At 68.7% G+C, this 19889-nt stretch carries 13 protein-coding genes and 1 pseudogene; 10 read left to right on the top strand and 4 right to left on the bottom strand.

Going from position 1 to position 19889, the window contains the following annotated elements:
- Positions 1 to 109 precede the first annotated feature (109 nt).
- Together ACO0M4_RS29350 and ACO0M4_RS29345 are read left to right on the top strand one after the other, a co-directional pair.
- Positions 110 to 940, top strand: coding sequence for an alpha/beta fold hydrolase (locus ACO0M4_RS29350; protein ID WP_430374107.1), 831 nt, complete (start codon positions 110 to 112; stop codon positions 938 to 940).
- 242 nt (positions 941 to 1182) lie between these two features.
- Positions 1183 to 1896: a GntR family transcriptional regulator gene (locus tag ACO0M4_RS29345; protein ID WP_430374106.1), complete on the top strand. Its 714-nt coding sequence runs from the start codon at positions 1183 to 1185 to the stop codon at positions 1894 to 1896.
- A gap of 66 nt (positions 1897 to 1962) precedes the next feature.
- Here ACO0M4_RS29345 and ACO0M4_RS29340 read toward each other — a convergent pair whose 3' ends face one another.
- The gene (locus tag ACO0M4_RS29340; RefSeq protein WP_430374105.1) at positions 1963 to 3435 is read right to left on the bottom strand and encodes an FAD-dependent monooxygenase; all 1473 of its coding nucleotides are present in this window, start codon (positions 3433 to 3435) and stop codon (positions 1963 to 1965) included.
- 105 nt (positions 3436 to 3540) lie between these two features.
- Here ACO0M4_RS29340 and ACO0M4_RS29335 point away from each other — a divergent pair, with 105 nt between their 5' ends.
- Complete coding sequence (locus ACO0M4_RS29335) at positions 3541 to 4152, top strand: TetR/AcrR family transcriptional regulator C-terminal domain-containing protein (RefSeq protein WP_430374104.1); 612 nt, start codon at positions 3541 to 3543, stop codon at positions 4150 to 4152.
- A gap of 62 nt (positions 4153 to 4214) precedes the next feature.
- Positions 4215 to 4400, top strand: a complete 186-nt coding sequence (locus ACO0M4_RS29330; protein WP_430375376.1) for a hypothetical protein — start codon at positions 4215 to 4217, stop codon at positions 4398 to 4400.
- A 726-nt stretch (positions 4401 to 5126) separates the two neighbouring features.
- Here the strand turns inward: ACO0M4_RS29330 and ACO0M4_RS29325 are convergent.
- On the bottom strand, positions 5127 to 5381 hold the full coding sequence (locus ACO0M4_RS29325) for a hypothetical protein (RefSeq protein ID WP_208622207.1): 255 nt from the start codon (positions 5379 to 5381) through the stop codon (positions 5127 to 5129).
- A gap of 205 nt (positions 5382 to 5586) precedes the next feature.
- On the opposite strand from ACO0M4_RS29325, the gene ACO0M4_RS29320 reads away from it, so the two are divergent.
- Complete coding sequence (locus ACO0M4_RS29320; protein ID WP_430374103.1) at positions 5587 to 6021, top strand: MarR family winged helix-turn-helix transcriptional regulator; 435 nt, start codon at positions 5587 to 5589, stop codon at positions 6019 to 6021.
- A gap of 173 nt (positions 6022 to 6194) precedes the next feature.
- On the top strand, positions 6195 to 7793 hold the full coding sequence (locus ACO0M4_RS29315; RefSeq protein ID WP_430374102.1) for an ISL3 family transposase: 1599 nt from the start codon (positions 6195 to 6197) through the stop codon (positions 7791 to 7793).
- Between the two features lie 91 nt (positions 7794 to 7884).
- Here the strand turns inward: ACO0M4_RS29315 and ACO0M4_RS29310 are convergent, their stop codons facing one another.
- Positions 7885 to 8532, bottom strand: a complete 648-nt coding sequence (locus ACO0M4_RS29310) for a hypothetical protein (RefSeq protein ID WP_430374101.1) — start codon at positions 8530 to 8532, stop codon at positions 7885 to 7887.
- A 401-nt stretch (positions 8533 to 8933) separates the two neighbouring features.
- Between ACO0M4_RS29310 and ACO0M4_RS29305 the strand changes: the two genes are divergently transcribed.
- From ACO0M4_RS29305 to ACO0M4_RS29295, 3 genes are read left to right on the top strand one after another with little or no spacing between them, the layout of a single operon-like run.
- The gene (locus tag ACO0M4_RS29305) at positions 8934 to 16331 is read left to right on the top strand and encodes an SDR family NAD(P)-dependent oxidoreductase (RefSeq protein ID WP_430374100.1); all 7398 of its coding nucleotides are present in this window, start codon (positions 8934 to 8936) and stop codon (positions 16329 to 16331) included.
- Entirely contained in the window at positions 16328 to 17737 is a 1410-nt protein-coding gene (locus tag ACO0M4_RS29300) for a hypothetical protein (RefSeq protein WP_430374099.1), read from the top strand. Before ACO0M4_RS29305 ends, ACO0M4_RS29300 begins: the two co-directional genes overlap by 4 nt.
- A 36-nt stretch (positions 17738 to 17773) precedes the next feature.
- Entirely contained in the window at positions 17774 to 18598 is an 825-nt protein-coding gene (locus tag ACO0M4_RS29295) for an SDR family NAD(P)-dependent oxidoreductase (RefSeq protein WP_430374098.1), read from the top strand.
- A gap of 518 nt (positions 18599 to 19116) precedes the next feature.
- On the opposite strand, the gene ACO0M4_RS29290 is transcribed toward ACO0M4_RS29295, so the two are convergent.
- A complete protein-coding gene (locus ACO0M4_RS29290) occupies positions 19117 to 19416 on the bottom strand; it encodes a hypothetical protein (protein WP_430374097.1) in 300 nt (99 codons plus the stop codon).
- Between ACO0M4_RS29290 and ACO0M4_RS29285 the strand changes: the two are divergent.
- Positions 19321 to 19767, top strand: a pseudogene (locus ACO0M4_RS29285) (GNAT family N-acetyltransferase). The gene ACO0M4_RS29290 and the pseudogene ACO0M4_RS29285 overlap by 96 nt on opposite strands.
- Positions 19768 to 19889: the final 122 nt, after the last annotated feature.

Raw genomic sequence — 19889 nt, 5'->3', positions numbered from 1 at the left:
GTCCTCTGAGATCTCAGATTGCTTTACAGAGATCTCATGAGATCTACTGGCACCAGACCGCTACCGCACGGCCAAAGATCTCTGTACGTGGCCAGCAAGGACTTGAGCAATGACGATCTTCGAACCGATCACGGGCCGCTACGTCGCGGTCAACGGTGCACGTACCTACTTCGACGAGGCTGGGGAAGGCATCCCGATCGTGTGTATTCACCCGGGGGCCACCGACTCTCGGGTCTACAGGCACCTTCTGCCGTTGCTCGCTGAACGCGGATATCGCGCGATCGCCCCCGATCTTCCCGGGCACTGCCGTTCCTACCCAGCGCAGTGGCAGCCGGGGACTTCTATCCACGACCACGCCGAGTTCGTGCACGCGTTCGTGCGCACGGTGCTGCCTGGAATCTCGCCGTTTGTACTCGGCGCCTCTGTCGGGGGCCTGACGGCACTGGATCTTGCCGCTCACCATGGAGACAGCTATCGAGGGGTCGTCGCGATGCAAGCGGCGTCGTGGACACCGCTGTCGGCCGAGGCTGCTGCGTTGCTGGCAGGTCGGACGAGCCCGCCCGATGCCGGCTGGACGGATCACCTTGAGTATGCGGCGGTGGCCTCGGCGAGCAAGAAGCTGACATCCGGGCAGGAAGTCGAGCTTCGGTGGCTTCAGCGCAGCACTGCCCAGCAGGCTGGGCAGTTCGACGGTCAGGCGTGGGCTTCCCACGATCTGCGCGGCCGGCTCGGCGATGTGCGGTGCCCGGTCCTGCTCGTGCAGGGCACCGACGATTTCTTCGTGCAGGATCAGTTGGTCGATGACACGGTCGCGGAAATGGGCTCGGTGGCACAGTTGCTGCGGGTGCCTGACATCGGGCACTATCCGCCGCTTGAGAATCCGGAGTGGGTTGCGCAGATCGCAGACACTTTTGTGATGCAGACGACGACGGCGGCCTGATCGCCTGTCCTGGGCCCCTTACGTTTCGCCACCCTCAGGCCGACGGATTCGACTGCGCACCCGCGACGTCTACTGAGGAAAATGCCGACGGAGAGGGCCGAGCAAGACAGAAGAGCGGCGGCAACAGGCCGCTGCGCCAGGGGGCGCGGGGCCGTTGGCGAGTAGGGATTTCCTCACCCTGCCTCCCGACCGCTAGGACCCAAGATCTTCTCACTGGGATATCAAATTCTTAGGATGGGTACGTGAAGTATCTGCCCGCCATTCTCAGCGCAGACCACGCCAGCCTGAACGCCACCGAACGTGCGTACCTTGCGATCAAGCGGCGGATCATCGAACTGGAGCTGGAGCCAGGCGCCCATGTCACCAAGTCGGACCTGACACACCTGGCCGGGGCCGGCGCGATGCCGGTGAGGGAAGCCCTGACTCGGCTGCAGCGCGACGGGCTGGTCCAGGCACTGCCACGCTCGGGATACCGCATCCTGCCTGTGACCCTGAAGGGGGCACGGGAGCTCTGCGCGTTCCGGCAACTGCTGGAAACCGAAGCCGCCGGCCTCACAGCCAAGCTCGGCTGCCCGGCCGACGATCTCGCCCGAATGGAAGAACTCCTCGAAGTCACCTACGAGTTGGGCAACGCAGAGAGCATCGACGCCTTCCTGCGCGCCAACCTGGAGTTCGACACGATCATCGCCAACAGGTGCGGCAATGACATGCTGGCGCAGTCGATCACCCGGGTCTTCGACGAGCTGGAACGCATCCTGCGGATCACCCTGAAGTCGCTGCCCTTCTCTGCGTCGGCCGCACATGAGCGACACGCGATTCTGGATGCCATCCGTGAGCGCGATCCTGCTGCGGCCCGCACGGCCATGGAGGCCCGAGCACGGGCCTCGCAAGAGCAGATCACCGACACGCTCATGTCCAGTTCATCGATCACCGAGGCCAGCATCCGGGTCTCTTGAACCCCAGGAAAAGCCCCAGGCGTGGCCGGCCGAGCGGAGCCGGCGGGTGGGCTCATCGAGCGGCGTTCAGCGGCACAGGGTGCGCAGGGTGGTGAGGCAGTCCGCGGCCCGGCGCTGCGGGTCGGTGTCGGTACTGGCCCAGGCGATCCGGGCGTCCGGCCGGATCAGGACGGCGGTGACGTCCCGCCAGATCGCGTGCGCCGCCTCGGTGTTGACGGTTCCTGCCCGCTGCTCCAGGCCATCGGTGAGGCACGGTGTCCGCGTCCCGCCGAGGTCGAGCAACAGTGGTCGGCCGTGGTGCATCAACGGGTGGGCGGTGGGTGCGTCGGCCGTGTCCAGGGCGAGGCCGGCCAGTCGGGTGCCGTGCAGCGGGTGCGCGCCGGGTGTGGTGTCGGCGGGGAGCGGGTCGTCGAAGCCGGCGATCCGGCGGGCCCACTGGCGGTTGGTCTGCGGTTCGGCGAGCGCGGCGGACCAGACCTCGCGCAGGGCGATCTGCTCCGGGCTCGCCGCGGCGAACAGGGCGAGCTGCGCGCGGGTGTTGTCGATGACGGCGCGGGCGGCCGGCCGGCGCTCGGTGTCGTAGCTGTCGAGCAGTCCGTCGGGCGCCCGGCCCTGGAGGGTGGCGGCCAGCTTCCAGCCCAGGTTGGTGGCGTCCTGGATGCCGAGGTTCATGCCCTGCCCACCGGCCGGGAAGAACATGTGCGCCGCGTCCCCGGCCATCAGCACCCGTCCGGCCCGGTACCGCGCGGCCTGGCGGGTGGCGTTGCCGTAGCGCGACAGCCACCGGGGGTTGCGGATGCCGAGGTCCCGTCCCAGCAGCGTGCGGGTCTGCTCGCGCACCTCCTCCAGGGTCAGCGGTTCGCCGGTCCCGCGGTGCATGGTGGCCGTGGAGAGCCCCGCCAGCCGGTGGACGCCGTCGCCGATCGGGGCCGCCAGGAACGAACCGGCCGGCCCGGTGGCGGCGAGCGGCGCGGTGGGCGGATCGTCGAGTTCTACGTCGGCGAGCCACCCGGTCAGCGTGGTGTCCTGGCCGGGGAAGTCGATGCCGGCCGCCTGTCGTACCGCGCTGCGGGTGCCGTCGCAGCCCACCACCCAGCGGGCCCGCCCCGTCCGGTGGGTGCCGCCGGCCCGGATCACCACCTCGACGGCGTCCGGCCCCTGGGTGAGCGAGACGACCTCCTCCCCGCGCAGCACCCGGGCGCCCACGGCGACCGCGTGCTCCTCCAGGAGTTGCTCGGTGACGGACTGACCGAGCGCCAGCATGAAGGGGTAGACCGCCCCGACGGTGGAGAAGTCCAGCCGGGTGGTCGCCGCCCCGAAGTGGCCGGTCGGCACCGGGGTGCCGCGTTCGATGAACCGCTGCGCGAGGCCGCGGGTGGCGAAGGTGTCCAGCGTGCCGGCCTGCATGCCGACCGCGCGCGACCGTCCGTCCGGTGCCGCCCGGCGTTCCACGACGGCCACCTCCACCCCCTGCAGGCGCAACTCCGCGGCGAGCCAGAGCCCCACCGGGCCGGCCCCGGCGATGAGCACGTCGAGCATGACAACCACTTCCCCTCGCTCTTGTCCAATGGACAAGAGTGAGCATGTCTTAGAATTGTCCATTGGACAACAGGGGCGCGGAAGCCGACCGGGAAGGCGCATCGGATGGGTACGACACAGGGCGAGATCGTCGCCGCCACGCTGACGGTCCTCGACGAGCACGGACTGGACGGGGTGACCATGCGCGCCGTCGCGGCCCGGCTCGGCGTGCAGCACAACACCGTCCGCTGGCACGCCTCCACCAAAAGCCGCCTACTCGAACTGGCCTCCGACGAACTTCTCGCACACTGCCTCGACGAGCCGCTGCCCGAGGCGTTCCCCGACCGGTTCAAGGAACTGAGCCGCCGCTGTCGCGCGGCGCTCCTCTCCCACCGCGACGCCGCCAGAATGGTCGCGGGCGTCTTCGCCGCCGAGCCCCGCACGCTGCGCTACGCCGACACCGTGATCGCCACCCTGCTGGCGGCCGGCCACTCGCCGCGCACGGCCGCGTGGACCCACTGGTCGATCTTCTACCTGACCCTGGGCCTCACCCAGGAACAGCAGGCCGCCCAGGAGAGCGCACCGGCACTCCGGCCGGAACAGGTCCCGGCCGGCACCTACCCGGCCCTGGCCGCCGTCCTGCCCCACGTCGGCCCGGACAACTTCGACCAGCGCTTCGAATTCGCCCTCGAATTGATCATCGCCGGCCTTCCCCGGGTCGAGGAGCCAGTCGGCTAGAAGTTCACCGAAGATCAGTGGTTCTGGCTCTGCGTCACGCGGCGTGGAGCCAGACTGCTGGTGTGCAGGGACAGCGGGATGGGGAACTGGTCGGGCTGGACGTGTGGGAGACCTGCCGGGAGCTGATCCCGGTGGGGAGCGTGTTCGCGTTCCTGGCCGAGCACCGGGAGACGCTGTTCCCGGGGCCGATGTTCGCGGACATGCACCCGTCGACGAACGGGCGGCCGAGCATGCCGGGCAGCAGGTAAGCCAGCCGGCTTTCTCCAGCTCCTGCCACCGGCACGCTTCACCCCGGGCACCGGGTCCGGTCATCATCGCGTCACAACCATGGGGAACATCGAGGTACTTGGTGTGCAGGGTCTGGACGTCGGGGTTCTCCTTCCACTGATAGGCGCCGTTCCCCACTCCGTTGACGCGACAGACGATGACGACGTCGGTGATGTAGAGGTCCTGCTCCGACTGGAAGCCGTGTTCGCCGTCGTTGTTCCAGGTTCCAGACCTGGATGGCGGGTTGGGCACCACACGCGGCGGAGGCGCCCGTGACGCGTACGCCGCTGTCGGCGAGGGCACTGCCTGTGGCCAGCCAGGCTGTGAGCACGGTGGCCGCCGCAACCGTGAGGAGCTTCAACTTGGACGATGCCGTTGCGTGTTCCCCGCTTCCCGCTTCCCGCTTCCCGTTTCAAGCGCCGTCGGATGAGACGGATGCCGACGCACTGTGTGGCAGCGGGGAGTTCGGGCATCGCGCGGCTTCGCCATGCCTCGACAAGCGGAGCTGACGGTGGCCTCCTCCGGGGCGGGGCGGCGTCAGGACGACCGCAGGCCCCGTGGGTCAAGCCCGGCGGGACAGCCTCGGAGGGGAAGCTGCGATGGCCGGATCGTCACCGACCAGCGCACCGCTCGACGATTCGACGCCTGACGGGTTCGCAGTGTTCGCTTCCCCGGGCATCAGACGGCCGCCGGCTGCACGCGCAGCGTTACGCAGCCTCGGCGAGGATCCGCTCCACTGCCGGGGAGCGGGGCCGGAAGACGTCGAGGAGGCCGATGGTGCGCAAGGCGGGGGCGAGTTCCCGCATCTGCGTGACGAGGGCTGCGTACTCGGGAGTGCCCTCGGTGAGGTCATCCAGTCGTAGGGCGTTGGCGACGAATGCGGCCACCGAACCCTTGCGGACGGTCAGCCCGTTGATCGCGGTCGAGTCGATGCCCTCGGGCAGGACATCTTCCGGGCGCACGGCGGGCTGGTGCTGGTGTGAAGGCGAATGCGACATGACTGTCCTTTGTGTGTTTGCACGTTGACGTGCGTTGGCGTGCTGGAGCATTTGCGTGCTTGATGTACGTGCTTTCTGCACGCAATTTACGGTAGCAGGACTCCGTGCTTTTTGCACGTATCATCGAGGGGTGAGCAAAACGACACGTGATAGCACGTCCGCCGCCCGCGTGGCTGCAGCCATCGGGGCATTGACCCTGCGGGCCACCCGTGCCGGGCTCTACGGCCGGTTGACCTCCGAGGTGGAGGGCGTGGACGCCACGACCTACCCGGTGTTGTCCGGGCTCGCTCGCGTGGGGCCCGTCACCGCCACCAAGCTCGCCGAGGCGATCGGGATGGACCGCACCGTCACCACCCGCTACGCGACCAGGCTGCAGGAGGCCGGGCTGGTCGCCCGTCGTCCCGACCCCGCTGACGCCCGCGCGACCAGGCTGGTCCTCACCGTTGAGGGGGAGCGGGCGGTCACGGCGTTGCGCGGGGCGATGGAGTCCTTCGTGGCGGAGGAGATGGCGACGTGGCCGTCGGGTGAGGCCGCCGCCTTCGCCATGCGCCTGGAGTGCCTGACGCAGTCGCTCGCTCAGGGCGAGGCGGACCGTTCGCGCTGATGCGGGTCACTGTGGGTTCTCCTCTCCATTGAGTGGCTTTGTTCACGAGAACCGGTTCTGGCGCAGCTTCCGTGCAGCGGACACTCTGAGTGACGACTGAGCGTCGTGGAGCGGCTCCCGAAGTCGCCCGAAATTGAGCCGTGGTCTGGGCGGATGGGCTGAAAGTCCAGGCCGTGGAAGAGGTAGTGCTCCGGCTGAAGGAGCTGTTGTTCCCGTCGATCGCGGACGTCGCGGTGCTGTCGGTGGACGTGAATATCGAGATAGTGCGCGTTGACGCGCAGTGCACAACGGTCGGTGCCGCCTGCCCGGTGTGCAGGGCTTGGTCGACCCGGGTTCACAGCTCCTACCTGCGGTTTCCCGCTGACGTACCGAGTGCCGGACGACGTGTCGTACTCCGGTTACGGGTTCGGCGGTTTCGGTGCCGGAACGCGGCGTGCACGCGCCGGACCTTCGTGGAGCAGATATCTGGTCTGACCCGCAGGTATGGCCAGCGCACCGAGCGGTTGCGTTCGACCCTGGCCGCAGTGGGTCTTGCCCTGGCAGGCCGGGCCGGCGCTCGGCTGGTCGCGGTGCTCGGAGTGTCCGTCAGCCGGAGCACGGTCTTGCGCCTGGTCGACGCGTTGCCCGAGCCGGAAGTTCCCGCACCGCGGGTGGTCGGCGTCGACGAGTACGCCACCCGCAAGGGCCGCCACTACGGCACGGTTTTGGTGGACGTCGAAACCCGCCGTCCAATCGATCTACTCCCGGACAGGGAAGCGTCCAGCCTGGCCGCGTGGCTCGCTCAGCGGCCCGGAGTCGAGGTCGTCTGCCGGGACCGCGCACCGTTCTTCGCCGAGGGCGCCGCGGCGGGAGCGCCGCAGGCGGTGCAGGTCGCGGACAGGTGGCACCTCTGGCACAACCTGAGCGAGGCTGCTGAACGGAGCGTCGCCCAGCACCGCGGCTGCCTGCGGGTCCTGACACCCACAGCACCTCAACCCGAACCCGAGGCCGTTCCGGCAGCGGACCCGTCCGGTTCGCCTTGGCCACGAGGTCACCGGTTCGCCGACCGGACCCGGGCCCGGCACGCCGCCGTCCACGCCCTGCTGAAAGCAGGACACAGCCAACGCTCAGTCCAGCGGCAGCTCGAAATGACCTGGCGCACCGTCAAACAGTTCGCCGACGCCGCGACGCCGGAGGAACTGTTTACCGGGCAGTGGCAGAACCGGCCCTCCATCCTCGACGAGTTCAAGCCCTACCTGGACGACCGCTGGAACAAGGGCTGCACCAACGCATGGAAGCTCTGGGAAGAGGTCGTGCCGCTCGGCTACAAGGGCAGCTACCAGCGCGTTCGCGCCTATCTGCACGACAAGCGGACCTCACCGCGGCCGGTGACCGCCCGGCCGCCCTCGCCCCGAACCGTGGCGGGATGGATCCTCCGGCACCCGGACACCCTCTCCGAATCCGAGCAGCTCCAGCTCAAGGCCGTCCAGGCGCACTGCCCTGAACTCGACGCTCTGACCCGCCACGTCCGTTCCTTCGCGGCCATGCTCACCGGCCGCCACGGCGAGCGCCTGCCGGACTGGCTCGACGCTGTCCGACAGGACGACCTGCCCAGCCTCCACACCCTCGCCGCCGGCATCGACCGCGACCGCGACGCCGTCATCGCCGGCCTCACCCTGCCCTGGAACTCGGGCGTCGTCGAAGGCCACGTCAACCGGATCAAGATGCTCAAGCGCCAGATGTTCGGCCGCGCGGGCTTCCAACTCCTCCGCAAACGAGTCCTGCTGTCATGACGCAGCGGGGGCCGCATCACACGAGCCCAAAGAGCCGAGGGCTGGTCGTGGCGCCTGACTCCCTCGGCTCTCCTCAACCGCCGATCCGCGTCTATGCGGTGGTCTTCTTCAGGCAGGTCTTGAGGTCGGCCCGGGCCGGGGCTACCGCGTCCTGAGCGGAGCGGGCACTGGTCCTGCTCTGCTGGGCCTTCGCCTTGAGGGTGTCGTAGTCCTCCTTGGCCGTCGTAGCCTTCCTGGCCGCTGCCGCGTCCTTCCCAACCGTGTCAACCAGTGCCTGGACTCGGGCAACTTCAAAGGGGTGCCCGCCCGAAGTGTCCTTGAGGAACTGCTTCCCGGCAGCGGTGGCCTTGTCCGCCTCGTCGGCCACCACCGCAGCGTCGCCCCTGTCCACCCCGTCAGCGGCAGCGTCGGCCGCCTTGATGACCACGTTTCGGGACTTCAGCTGCTGGGCGTTTGAGTTGCCTGGCGCGAGGAGGCGGTCCATGGCGTACGAGAGGGCGTACAGGTGCTCGTCCGTCTGGTTGAGCGTCTGCCTGTCCCGTGCCGATTGGGAGAGTGCGTCCTGCGCCGCGTCGGCATCCTTGTCCGCCGCGGATGCCTTGTCCTCGGCGTCCATGTACGCGAGCTGTTCCTTCGCACAGGCCGGTGCTTCCGCCGCGTGCACAGTGGCGGCGACCGGAGCCGTAAGCAGCAGGACTGCTGCAAGGGTGGTGGTACCCCGGGCAAGCGAACGCAACATCATGAAAACTCCAGACACGGGCCTAGGCCGTACAGCCCCCGACACAGCGAGGTGCGGAGGCACGGGCAGTACCTCCCGATAACCAGACATAAACGCCCGCAGTTACGGCTGATCACGGCCAGGCACCCAGCCGCCATCGCATCCTGGTGTCGTTACGGAACGTGATCACGTCACACAAGTTGAGCCAGAACCGGTTCTCGTGAACAAAGCAATCCGATTGACCGCCAATGCAGGACAAGCCCTTGTCCCAACTACTTGACTGCACCTCACTCTCGCATCCCCCATGCAAGTGAAATCATGAATTTCCTCTTGATCAATAACCATATGCCCCTCCGTGGTCCGTCTGAATAGGAGACAGCGGCACACCGAAAAAGCCAGCCGGCGCTGTTGAGGAGCAATTCGTGGCACAGGAACGGTTCCATCCGGCGGAAGAGCCGATCGCGGTCGTCGGTGTGGCCTGTCGGCTTCCTGGTGGCGTGTTCCGGCTGGACGACTTGGCGGAGCTCCTGACGGCCGGGCGGGACGTGATCACCACGGTTCCGCCGGATCGCTTCACTGCGGACGACTTCCTCGACGGCAGCCGTCGCCGGCCGGGCCGGACGTACACCGTGGCAGGTGGCTTCCTAGACGACATCGCGGGCTTTGACTGCCGGTATTTCTCCTGGATCTCCCCGCGGGAAGCCTCGCGCATGGATCCGCAGCATCGGCTGCTGCTGGAACTCGCCGTGGAAGCATTCGACGACGCGGCCATGGACGAAGCCCGCCTCGCCGGAGCGGACGGCAGCGTCTTCATCGGCTGTTCCAGCCGGGACTTCGCCAGCTTGCAGGCATTCCGCCCGGAGATGGGCAACGCCTACTCGGTCTCCGGCATGGCGGCGGGCAACGCCGCCAATCGGATCTCCCACCTGTTGGACTGGCGCGGGCAGAGCGTAACGGTCGACACCGCCTGTTCTTCCGCCCTGACTGCCGTGCACCAGGCGTGCGAGCACCTGCGGGCCGGCAGATCGGGACTCGCCCTCGCTGGCGGCATCAACATCCTGCTCGACCCGCAGGTCTTCAACGGGTTCTGCAACGCCTCGATGCTCTCTCCGACGGGACGGTGCCATGCCTTCTCGGCGGAGGCCGATGGCTATGTGCGTGCCGAAGGCGGCGGCCTGCTGCTGTTGAAACCCCTGGCGGCGGCCCTCACGGACAACGACCGCGTGCATGCCGTGATTGTGGCTAGCGGCACCAACAACGACGGCCGCACGGCCGGTCTGGCTCTGCCGAGTGCCGAGGCCCAACAGGCATTGCTGGAGCAGGTGTACGGGAACGCCGGGATCTCCCCGGACCAGCTCGTCTACTTGGAAGCCCACGGAACCGGCACGGCGGTGGGCGACCCCATCGAGTGCGCGGCCATCGGTGAGGCACTGTCCCGGTACCGGACGGTCGGACCGCTGCCAGTGGGATCGGTCAAGTCCAACATCGGGCACATGGAGGCGGCTTCCGGTGTCGCAGGTTTGCTCAAGGCGGTGCTGGCGCTACGTGACCGGACCGCTCCAGCTACCCTGCACGCTCTGCCGCTCAATCCCACGATCGACTTCGACGGACTCGGCCTGAGGCCGACAGTTGAGCCCGAACCGCTGCCGGTCACAGGGCAGTCCGTCGTGGGTGTCAACTCCTTCGGTTTCGGCGGTGCCAACGCCCATGTCGTGCTCGCGCCGGCAGCAGCACCCGCAGGCCAGTCTGCTCCCAGAACCGCGGTCATCGGCCCGCTACCCGTCGTGGTCTCGGCACGTACCGCCGAGGCGCTGTCCGAAGCATGCGTCCGCATGGCAGACCGGCTCGACGACTGCGGGGTCGAGGAGTTCTACGACGTCGCTCATACCTCTGCTCGGCGCCGCACCCTCCACCCACGCCGCACGGTAGCGGTGGCAGCGACTACGGCCGAGGCCGCGCAGGCCCTGCGCGGTGCCGCACGTGGTGAGCGCCCAGCGCCCGGTCTGGCTACCGCTGAGGCCGTCGCGGACGGCAAGGTGGCGTTCGCGTTCGCTGGCAACGGTTCGCAGTGGGCGGGAATGGGAGCCGACCTACTGAGCGCGGAGCCGGTGTTCAGGGACGCTGTGGAGGAAGCGGACGCCGCCCTGCTCGAACACCTCGGCTGGTCCGTCATGGCGGAGATGGCCGCCGGCGAGGGAAGCTCCCGCATCCGCGCCACGGAAGTGGCCCAGCCCCTGCTCTTCGCCTTCCAGGTCGGGCTGGTGGAACTGCTCGCCGCCCGAGGGGTACACCCCTCGGCGGTCACCGGGCACAGTGTCGGCGAGATCGCCGCCGCTTACACCGCGGGCGCCCTATCCCTGGAAGCCGCGGCACAAGTGGTGGCCTGCCGCAGCCGCGCCCAGGCGCCCACCGCAGGACAGGGCACGATGGCGGCAGTCGGCCTCTGTGAAGAGGACACCCTCAAGGAACTCTTCCGGTACGGAAGCCGCCTGGAGCTTGCCGGCGTCAACAGCCATACCGACACCACCGTCGCGGGAGACGCCGCCGTACTCGCCGTCCTGGGCGAGGAACTCAGCGCCCGCGGTGTCTTCTTCCGCCGCCTGGACCTGAACTACGCCTTCCACAGCCAGGCCATGGACGTCATCGAGGAGCCGTTGCGTGCGTCCCTGGCCGGGCTGCGCTCCGAGAATTTCCGCCTGCCCTTCGCCTCCACCGTCACCGGCGCCCTGCTGGAGGACGACGAGCAACTGGACGCGGCCTACTGGTGGCACAACGTGCGCCGCCCGGTGCTCTTCGGCTCCGCCGCGGACACCCTGCTGGACCTGGGGTGCGACGTGCTGGTCGAGGTGGGTCCGCACGCAGTCCTTGGCCCCTATCTCCGACGTCTTGCACTGCGTCGCCACGACCGTGCCGTGGCCGTCGTACGCACATGCACCCGCCGTGGCGACGGGGCAGCAGCGGTCCGTACGGCAGTGGCCCACACGCTGGCCGCCGGAGCCAACTACAACGCCCACGCTCTCTTCCCCCGCCAGGGACGTGTCGTCAGCCTCCCTGCCTATCCGTGGCAACGGGAGCGGCACTGGAACGGCACACCGAAGTGGTGCAGCTCGATCCCCAGCGACGGCCCCGTGGATCGTCCGCTGCTCGGCCAGCGCGCCGCGGTGGCCGCTCCGACCTGGCACGGCTTGCTGTCATCGGCCCGCATGCCCTGGCTGGATGACCACCGTGTGGGCACCAACACCGCGCTACCGGCCACCGCCTATCTGGAGGCGGCATTCGAGGCCGGCGCCGAGGCCCTGGAGACAGCCGTGCTGGAGACCACGGACCTGCTGATCACGACAGCCTGTGTGCTGCCCGGCGAGGACAGCACGGACGATGTGCTCCTGCAGACCTCCCTGGAACCGCAGACCGGTGCGGTGACCGTGGCGAGCCGGACCGGGCGGACGGGTGCCTGGCAGTCCCACGTCCGCGGCCGCGTACGGCGTCTGCACCGCCCCACGCCCCAGCGCGTCGCCCTCGCCGACATCACGACACGACTCAAGCCAAGGGCGGCGGACGACCACTACGCCGACCTGTCCCGGTCCGGGCTCCCGTACGGGCCCGCGTTCCAGGTGCTCACCCACCTGTGGACAGGGGAGAGGGAAGCCTTGTCCGCCTACCGACTCCAGGCAGACGCCACCGACTACTTGGCCCACCCTGCCCTGCTGGACGGCGCGCTGCAGACCGGAGCAGCGCTCCTGACCGCACCGGACCGCGGCCAGGCGTACCTGCCTATCGGCATCGAGGCTGCCCGGTTGTGGCGACGACCAAGCGAGAAGGGCTTCCTCCACGCGACCGCCCGCACGATCGGTGACCGGGAGGCCGTGTGGGACGTACGGGTGCTGGACAACGACGGCGAAGTGAGCCTGGAGCTGGCTGGCTGTCGACTACGCCGCTTCGCCCACACGGACAGCAGACCATTGACCCACTCTCAGGTCGCCCTGCGTGCCGCCCCTCACCTCGACGAGCCCGCGGCACCGGTCCACCTGCCGGCACCCCGCGATCTGTTGTTGGCCACGCGGGATGAACGGGTACGGCTCACCGCCGCCGCAGACGACCGGTACCCGCAATTCGCGGAGCTGAACTGGCGTGTCCTGGGCCACTACGCTGCTCAAGCCTTCGCCGAACTCCTGCCCCAACATGCCGAGTTCGGCACGGAAGAACTGACGGCCGCAGGAGTGCGTCCTGCATACGCCCCATTGGTCTCACTGCTGGTCCGGGCCGCCCGTGACATCGGTCTGCTCGCCGCGCCGGCCGATGCCGGACGCTGGCGGTTCACCGGCACACGCCCCGACCCCGATGAGCAGGTCCGCGCCCAACTGCGGGAGCTGCCTGACTGGGCGGCGACGTGCGCGGCGTTCAACCTGTGCCGGCCCCGCCTGGCCGACGTCCTGCGCGGTGCCGCCGATCCGCACGAGTTGTTGTTCGGAAACGCCGATCAGCACCTGATGGCTCAGCTGTCCAGCGACGCGCCCCATCTGAGGCTGCACAACCTGTATCTGCGTGGCGTGATCGCCAAGATCGTCGAGTACTGGCCCGCGGGTCGCCCGCTGCGGGTGCTCGAACTCGGTGCCGGAACCGGTGGCCTGAGCGGGGCGGTCCTTCCTGAACTGCCGCCCGACCGCACGCACTACGTGTTCACCGACAGCAGTTCGGCCGTGTTCGCACGTGCCGAATCCCGCTTCGCCGACTACGACTTCGTCGAGTACCAGACCTTCGACCTCAACCATGACCTTGCCGAACAAGGCTATGCGGAGGGCGGTTTCGACTTGGTGCTCGCCGCGAATGCACTGCATAAGGCCAGCGATGTCCGGCGCGCCGCCGAGCGGGTGGCTGGTCTGCTTGCCGACGGCGGACTGCTGCTCGCGCTGGAGAGCCTCGATGCCGACCTACTGGGCTCGTTGTTCGGAGTCCTCGACGAGTATTGGACCTGCGAGGATACGCGCCGTGGTCACACACCCCTGTTGTCGCGCGAGGACTGGACGAACTCTCTGGCGGGCGCCGGATTCGCCAATGTAGGGCACACCGGCGTTGCACCGGACCCGCTCCGGACGGACACCACGCTCATGGTGGCGCGTCGTGGCGTTCGGCCGGAATCAGCGACCAGCGCCCCTGCCGTGTCGCGCACAGGCGGCTGGAGCGTCATCACAGAGCCCTCCGCGTGGCAGTTGGGCGAAGCATTGGCGGACCGGCTGGACACGCCACTGGGCGCCCTCCAAGAAACCGCGCAACTGCCCTCGGCAAACCCCGATGTTCCACCCCGCCTGGTCGTACTCCTGGATGCGAGCCTTTCCGCTGTCGACCCAGACGCACCCGCGAAGGTGGAGGAACTGACGGTCACCCGGGCCATGTCCCTGCGTGCCCTCGCCGCCCGACTCGCGCCAGTTCAAGGCGAGTTGTGGCTGGTGACACCCCCCACCGGGCTCTTTCCTACTCCAGAAAGCCCGCTGTCTGCCGCGGATGCACCGATGTGGGGACTTGGGCGGGTACTGGCCACCGAGTTCCCGGCCGTACAGGTCCACAAGGTCTCGTTGGAGCGCACCGCCGATGTCGACCGCGACGTCGACCGTCTCGTTCGTGAACTCCTCAGCGCCGAAGCCGCCCCCGAGATCATTCTCACGGCCGAAGGACGCTTCCGGCCGCGCATCGGCGACGCGGGGATCCCGGCACGCCACCCCTCCGCGGGCACCGGCTACCGGCTGAAGCTGCGCGACCCCGGGCTCGCGCACCAGTTGAGATGGGTCCACGACCCCGCGCGCCAGGCGACGGAGGGCGAGCTGGTGATCGAGGTGAAGTCCGCCGCGCTCAACTACCGTGACATCATGATCGCCACGGGGCTGGTCCCGGACGAGGACGCCCCCGCCTGCGGCGGACCCCGCCTCGGCCTGGAATGCGCCGGCATCGTGACGGCGATCGGCCCCGACGTGACGGATTTCGCCCCCGGCGACCGTGTCTACGCCTCCGGCCACGGTTGCCTCGCCTCCCACGTCGTCGTCCGCTCCGACCAGGTAGGGCGCATGCCCGACGGCATGCGCTTCACCGAGGCCGCCACCCTGCCCGCCGTCTTCCTCACCGTGCAGTACGCACTGGAAGTAAAGGCCGGGCTGCGGCAGGGAGAGACCGTTCTGGTCCACGGCGGCGCGGGAGGCGTCGGGCTCGCCGCGATCCAGTACGCACAGGAACTGGGTGCCAGGGTCATCGCCACCGCCGGCACGCCCGCCAAGCGGGAACTGTTGCGCAGCCTCGGCGTCGACGCTGTACTCGACTCCCGCCACCCGGGCTTCGCCGAGGCCGTACGGGAGGTGACCGGCGGGCAGAGAGTGGACGTGGTCCTCAACTCCCTGGCCGGGGAGAACATCGCCCGCGGACTCGAATGCCTGCGCCCCGGCGGGCGCTTCGTCGAACTCGGCAAGCGCGACCTATACGCCAACTCGCCGCTGCTGCTCGGCCCGTTCCGCAACAACATCGCCTACTTCGGCGTAGACATCAGCAGCCTGCCCCAGCAGGACCCCGAGACGGCCGCCGCCCAGTTCACGGAGCTGACACGGCGGGTCACTGACGGGCGCTACCGCGCTCTGCCCCACCAGGTGTACGCCGCCGACCAGGTCCAGGAGGCGTTCCAGAGCCTCCGGCACTCCAAGCACTTCGGCAAGGTCGTCATCGACTTCACGCAGGCACCTCCAGTGACGCCCGCCAAAGCTCATCTGGACCTCGATCCCGCCGCCAGCTACCTGGTGACGGGCGGCTTCTCGGGCCTGGGCGCCGCCATTGCCGAGTGCCTCGTCGAGGCGGGAGCACGCCACCTGGTGCTCGTGGGCCGACGAGGCGCTGCCACTCCGGAGGGCTCCGCCCTGCTCGAACGGCTCACGGCAGGCGGAGTCGCCGTATACGCCCACGCCGCGGACGTCGCCGACCCCGAGGCCGTCACCCACATCCTGGCGCAGGCGGAGGAGACCGGACACCCGGTGCGGGGCGTCGTCCACGCGGCCATGCACATGGACGATGCCCCGCTCGCGGAGACGACCCCTGAGCGCTTCGCCGCGGTCGTACACCCCAAGGCCACCGGCGCCCTCGTCCTGGACCGTGCCACGCGCGCACGCGAGCTCGACTTCTTCGTGCTGTGCTCGTCCGTGTCGGCGCTGATCGGCAACCTGAACCAGGGCCCGTACTGCGCCTCGAACGCGATGGAAGAGGCCGTCGCCCGCGACCGGAGCCACGCAGGACTGCCCGGCCTGGCCGTGGCCTGGGGCGGAATCAGCGGCACCGGTTACGCGGAGCGTGCCGGATTGCTCGACCATCTTGAACGCTTCGGCGTAGGAAGTCTCGATTCGAAGGAAGCGTGGGAAGCGCTGCACGAACTGTTCGGCATGGCAGGAACAGTGCTCGTCGGCCGGTTCGACTGGCAGCGCCTCAGTCAGCTCTTCCCTGCCTTCAGTGCCGGGTTCCTGCGAGGGACGGACGCAACCGGGACCGCGGCGGGCACGGAGAGCCCTGAGGACGTACGGGTCCGGCTGGAGACCCTGCCCCTCGAGAACGCAATCGACGCGGTCGGCGAGATCCTTGTCGAAATCGCCGCGAAGGTCCTGCAGAAGTCACGCGACCAGATCGACTGCACCAGCCCTCTTGCCGGGATCGGTCTGGACTCCCTGATGGTCGTCGAGCTATCCGTCCTGGTCCGCAAGCGCCTCGGCTGTGACATGACCGTTCTCGAACTCTCCTCGGTGGGCTGCCTCGACGACCTGGCCCGCCGCGTACTGCCGCTCGTCCGGGAGGAACGATGACCACAACACGCCACACCGCGAACGCGACGCCGGCCGCGTCGACCTGTGACCTGTCGGCCCTTCCTTGGTGGCGCCCCTGCCTCGTCCAGGCCGTGGGCTTGGACAAACACACCAGCCCCGCCCTCTCCTCCTTCGCACGGGAACTGCTCGCCGCCTTCGAGGAGCACGGGCACACGGTGGTGACTCAGTCCCACGGCGACGTCGACCTCCTCCTGGTGCCCGCCCGTATCCCCGACGGCCCTGCCCCACTGCGCGAGCGTCTGCCCGAACAGACGCCACCGGTGGCGGTCACGGCCTGCCAGGCCAACGGCCTGCACGTCGGCTCCCGGCAGGTGGTCGTCCTAGCTGCGGTTCCGGAGCGGCTGAGCGAACTGCCGCATCGGGAGGTCGTGGAGATCGCGCGCACCGCCATGGCCCGTATGGCATCGCCCAAGGTCCTGTTCGTGACCCGCGGTGAGCGCTCGGGCGAGGTCCTCGAGGCCACTTTGTGCACCTTGGAGGGCGGCCACCCCACGGAAACCGACCGTGTCACCGACCGGATGCGGGACCGACTGGTGGCGGCGGCCTGCGCCCGCGAAGTTGGTGACGCCTACGAAGTGATCGCCGACGCCGTTCCGGCGCGGGCGTGGGAGGAGAGCCCCGCCCCGACACAACTGGCCCGGGCCGGCCGCATCATGGGCGAACTCGGTCTGCTACCGCCGCCGGTGGACATCCAACGCTACGTGTCGCCCGAACTGGCCAGGCTGTACGAGACGTACATGGGCTGGAAGCGGATGAGCGAGGGCATGCTCTTCGTCGTCGACCCCGGGCTCAACGCTCTGGTGGTGAGCGCTTCCGGTAGCTGGGACGTCGACAAGCGCGACCTCAGGCGGGAACACGTCACCATCGTGGCACTCGACCCTCCGGACAGCCCCCTGCGTGTTCTCGCCCCGGAGGGGCAGCGCCCCTTGGGGCCCTCGGTGGAGGCATGGGAGGTCCGTGGCTTCCTGCACTCCGTCCCCAGGGTCCGGGTCGGCCGAACAGCACAGGGCATCTGGCAGCCATGCCCGGACGGCGAGCGCGAGGTGCCACTGATCCGGGCCGGTCTGCACGCCCACGTCGGTGTCGTCAGCGCCGACGACACGCACATCGAGACCGTACCGCCGGACCGGCAGACATATCCCTTCGGCTTCGGCTGCGGCAGCGACCTGACGGCCCAGGTGGCCGCCGACACCGTACGCCGCTCGCGAGCCGTCCACCATCCGGGCGACCGGCGTTGCTACGTGCGCTGGCCGATGCTCTACCACGGAGAGATGGCCGTGGAACTGTGGAAGCCCGGCCTGCCGGCCGAACCTCTCAGCGGGCTCCTCGACGTCTTCTCCGGATCCGTTGACTTCCGCGTCGACCACATTGACCAACCCACCTGACGACGCCAACCCATGCCTCGACCAGCCGGACCACCCATGCCCCTCGCGCTTGTGACCGGCCCTACGGCGGGCATCGGCCGCGCCTTCGCTGAGCGGCTTGCCCGCGACGGCCACGATCTCGTCCTCGTCTCACGCTCACCCGACACCCTCGAGAAGACTGCAGGCGAGCTGCGCACCGCACATCAGATTCACGTGGAAACCCTTCCGGCTGACCTCTCCACTGTGTCTGGTTGCCATCTCGTCGAAGACCGCCTCATCACCGGGCAGCCCGTGGACCTGCTGGTGAACAACGCGGGCACGTCCCTGCCCAGACCGTTTCTCCACAACGGCGTCGACGCAGAGGAGCACCTTCTCGACCTCAACGTGCGGGCCGTCCTGCGCCTGACCCACGCCGCCCTTCCCGGCATGCTCGCACGGCGTTACGGGAGGATTGTGAACGTCTCATCGTTCACAGCACTCGGCCCAGGCGGACTGTCGACTGCCTATCCGGCATCCAAGGCATGGGCCCTGTCGTTCACCGAGGCGCTTGCTCGCTCCGCCCAACTGCGCAGCGGGCGTGTGCACATGATGGCTGTCCTGCCAGGATTCACCCGAACCGAACTCTTCGACCGCTCGGGCTTCGACATCGCGCACCTTCCCCGCTGGATCTGGCTGACCAGTGAGCAGGTGGTCGCCAAGGCCCTGCGCGATCTGGAACGTAGACGCGTCGTCAGCATCCCGAGCCTGCGCTACAAAGCGGCGTCCTGGGCTCTTCGCTATCTGCCCCGCCCTCTCCTGCGCCCCACGTCATGGGACTTCTCGGCCCCGAACGGATTCTGGGGTCCACCCTCACCTGAAAGGGAGTACGACGCAGCGGTGTAACGGGGAGGCGTATATCGGGGCGTGCCGGTGTGCGTGGAAGGCGTCGCTGACTTCGTCGGCGAGGTGCTCGACGTTCCCGCATGCGTCGTCGAGCTGGCGAAGGGCGGCGAGCATCCGGTGCCTAAAGGGCCCCTCCACGGCGGCGCCTTGCCGTAGTTGGTGTTGTCCGGAGGATCTCGCGGAGGCGGGCGGCGTACTGGTCGACCAGGCGGGATCGGCCGGCATCCGGCGGCCCGTGGGCGGAGCCGCCCAGATGCTGCAGCATGGCCCACTGTGGGCCTGCTGCCTGCTGCCCGCTGCCCGCTGTGGTCCGCCCGCCCGTGTGTCGCCGCCACGCGGCCTGTCGAACGGTCGGGGTTGTCGCGGCACTCCGGCTCGCGTCCGCGTCTCCCCGCCTTCGTGTTGGCGAAGACGGGGAGAGCCACCGGAGAGGTGTGCGCACAGGTCATCCTGACCGCCTTCGACGCATTCCGCATCTTCGCGTGCTTGACCTGTGCTCCGAATGGCCGGAGCAATAGTCAAGAGTTGTGGATGAGTTCCTTGCTCGTGATTCCTGTCCAGACCTGGCGGGCCAGGGCGGCGTGGGGGTCCTCCGCGCCGTCGACGACGAGGTCGCAGTCGTTGCGTACGGGTTCGATGTGTCGCTCGTGAGCGTCACGTCGGTGGTTGAGGTAGTTCCGCAGGAGGACGTCGAGGGGGAAGCCGTCGCGCAGACACTTGCGCTGGATCTTTCGCGCCAGTCGGAGGTCTGCGGGCAGGTCGACGAAGACGTCGAAGCGGGGGTGCGGCGTCTGCGGATCGGCGTGGCGCGCGAACAAACCGTCGACGACAACTACAGGCGCATGATCGCTGGCGCTCCCGACCCGGCCGTCTCCTGGCTGAACTGGGTGATCCGGCTATGTGACGAGTCCTGCCTCACGGGCACCGTTCAGGCGACAGGCAGCCCCTCCGGCCACGGCCCCATCGCCGAGATCGCCTGGGTGGTGGGGACTCCATGGCAGGGCAGAGGCATCGCCACCGAAGCAGCCCGGGGACTCGTCGCCTGACTCGGCCAGCAGCCGGTGCACACCGTCATCGCGCACATCCACCCCGAACATCGGGCATCCGCCGCCGTCGCCACTGCCGCCGCGCTCACACCCACCGACGAACGGCACGAAGGCGAGATCTGATGGCACCGGAGCATCAGGACGTGTCCGATGGATCTTGCCCGTGCGCGAATTCTCCCTGAACGGGTAGCAGCGGGTCAGCGCCCCACCCCTCCCGCGGACGGGCGGCAAATGCAGCCGGTCAG

The organism is Streptomyces sp. RGM 3693 (assembly GCF_050471125.1).
GTDB lineage: Bacteria > Actinomycetota > Actinomycetes > Streptomycetales > Streptomycetaceae > Streptomyces.
This window is presented reverse-complemented; position numbering and strand designations above follow the sequence as displayed.